The organism is Bacillus sp. 220_BSPC, assembly GCF_001054655.1.
In the GTDB taxonomy this organism is placed as follows: domain Bacteria; phylum Bacillota; class Bacilli; order Bacillales; family DSM-1321; genus Peribacillus; species Peribacillus frigoritolerans.
The window spans coordinates 1-2,092 of record NZ_JVPL01000306.1; the positions used below are offsets into that span (position 1 = coordinate 1).

The following is a 2,092-nucleotide window of genomic DNA, read 5'->3' on the forward strand; positions in this document are numbered from 1 at the left end:
AATCCTCTATATTTGGCTGCTCTTTTTAACTCTTCAATATCCGCATCAGGGAGCTTCTTTCTTCCTGATAAATGATCAATAATTTCTTTATCAGTAAATTCTTTGGTTTTATCTGCCTTTTCTTCTCTCATATCTGGATCAAAAACACTACCAAAAGTAACCCCTTTAACAAAAGATTTAGCCGCATCTTTTAAAACATTTGTCTCTTTTTTATTCTCCATACTATCCCCTCCTATAAAATATACGAACTGACGCTATAAAAGTTCCGAATATAATACCTTATAAGTATAACCTAAAAAAAGTAATGAACTAACGGGTGCTTAGTTCATTAAGAATAACTAAAAAAGTCGATTCCTTGAGATGGAAATCGGCTTTTTTAATAGGTGAAATTTCCTTAGCATTGTAAATCCGCATTTTCCTGATACTCCCCCTTATTAAAGCGACGTCTAAAAGTTATATTAAAAAGGGTTAAAGTTATAATCAGTCATTTTCACCTTGTTCAAAATTCCATTTTGTGTGTATTATGTATATTATATACATATTTTTTTTAACAAGGAGGAACTTTCGTGACTAAAAAGAAGTTCAGCATATTTTCCATCTCTTGTTTTGTTGTTACCATTCTTTTATTTGCTTTGACTTTGATTTTAGGACATTATAAAGCTACTTCAATTCCTGATAGCGATTTTGGAAATAATGGTATTTTTGGCTACACCATATTTGGAATTATAATAATAGCTCCGATATGTGGATTCTTACTAGCACTAATCGGTGAAAAAGGCTCTTTAAAAATGACCGGAATAATTGGAAACTTGGTTGTTCTTTTCACAATTTCATTATTCACCACACTTGCTGTCTTTTACACCTAATATTCACTTTAGACAAAAAACACCTTCAAATTGATGGCCCTAGGTTCTAGGGCTTTTTTTGTCTAATTCTTATAAGTTCTGGAGACTTGAAAAAACACCTCAATGCCCCCTCAAAATAACCATTTACACCGTCTGGAATCGTCTTTTTTCTTAATGAACTAAAGGGGCAGGATAGTTCCATAAGGAATACTGTTAAGTAACATTAAAGTTGTTTATGTTATTCCATTAAAGGGCCATATTGCGGAAGAAGAAATTGTAATCCAATCGAAGTAATTAAGTGAAAATAATTTGTGGTACAGGTACTGGTAAAAGTACTTTGCCAAATATAAAGGTAAAAATAAGTATGATTTAGAAAGTAGGTAAATAAATGATTCCATTAGTATATGATCAAATTAATAGCTGGGGTAAAGACGATGAATTCTTCTTAGCACTGTTAAAGAAGGTAAATGTTAAAAAAATAGCTGATTTGGGTTGTGGAACTGGAAGATTGACAACGCATTTTGCGAAAGTAGGCTATCATATTACAGCTATTGACCCGAATGAAGAAGCAATCGAATATGCGGAAAACAAAGCGTATCCAGACGAAGTGACTTGGATTGTTGGTGATAGCTCAAAATTACAAACAAATGCGTTTGATGCCGTTATAATGACAGCGAATGTTGCGCAAGTATTTCTTACAGATGAAAGTTGGCAACATGTCATTTCAGATGCATATCGAGCATTAAAGCCTGGAGGACATTTTATCTTTGATACACGTAACCCATTAGCAAAGGCGTGGGAACAGTGGAAAAAGGATATGACACCTGATATTGCAACGAATCAGATGACTGGTGATACACTTGAAATATGGACAGAATACGAGGGATTTATAGAAGATGTTTTTACATTTTATGAAACTGTGAAAAATGCACGTACAGAAGAAGTAGTAATTCATAAAAAGATGCAATTAAAATTCCGAACACAAGATGAAATCCATGAATCATTACTACAAGTAGGCTTTTCACAATTCCAAGTTTATGGAGATTGGGAGTTTAAACAAGCAACTTCAGAAACCAAATCTTTTATTTTTCACAGTGTAAAATAAATAAGGGATTTCTTTGACGATTTGCTTATCTACTTTGACAATTTTATTATTTAGAAACGAAAGAATGAAAGAGAGACAATTATTATATTCAGCAATCGGGCGCGATTCTTTAATAAGAATCGCTTTTCTTAATGAACTAACG

The 2,092-nt window shown here is 32.7% G+C and carries 4 protein-coding genes; 2 read left to right on the forward strand and 2 right to left on the reverse strand.

Going from position 1 to position 2,092, the window contains the following annotated elements; all coding sequences use genetic code 11:
- A partial coding sequence (locus tag ADA55_RS25765) for a hypothetical protein (RefSeq protein ID WP_048689134.1) occupies positions 1 to 221 on the reverse strand: 221 nt, incomplete at its 3' end.
- Positions 222 to 566: 345 nt separating this feature from the next.
- Here ADA55_RS25765 and ADA55_RS25770 point away from each other — a divergent pair.
- Positions 567 to 866: a hypothetical protein gene (locus tag ADA55_RS25770; protein WP_048689135.1), complete on the forward strand. Its 300-nt coding sequence runs from the start codon at positions 567 to 569 to the stop codon at positions 864 to 866.
- 367 nt (positions 867 to 1,233) lie between these two features.
- Positions 1,234 to 1,950 (forward strand): class I SAM-dependent methyltransferase, encoded by a 717-nt coding sequence (locus ADA55_RS25775; protein WP_048689139.1) that lies wholly within the window; start codon positions 1,234 to 1,236, stop codon positions 1,948 to 1,950.
- On the opposite strand, the gene ADA55_RS30845 is transcribed toward ADA55_RS25775, so the two are convergent.
- Positions 1,912 to 2,092 (reverse strand): hypothetical protein (locus tag ADA55_RS30845; protein ID WP_226990547.1); only part of this gene is annotated, 181 nt, incomplete at its 5' end. The genes ADA55_RS25775 and ADA55_RS30845 overlap by 39 nt on opposite strands.

Bases quoted from the DNA above. Each gene is read 5' to 3' on its own strand.
- ADA55_RS25775 (WP_048689139.1), top strand. From the start codon at position 1,234: ATGATTCCATTAGTATATGATCAAATTAATAGCTGGGGTAAAGACGAT.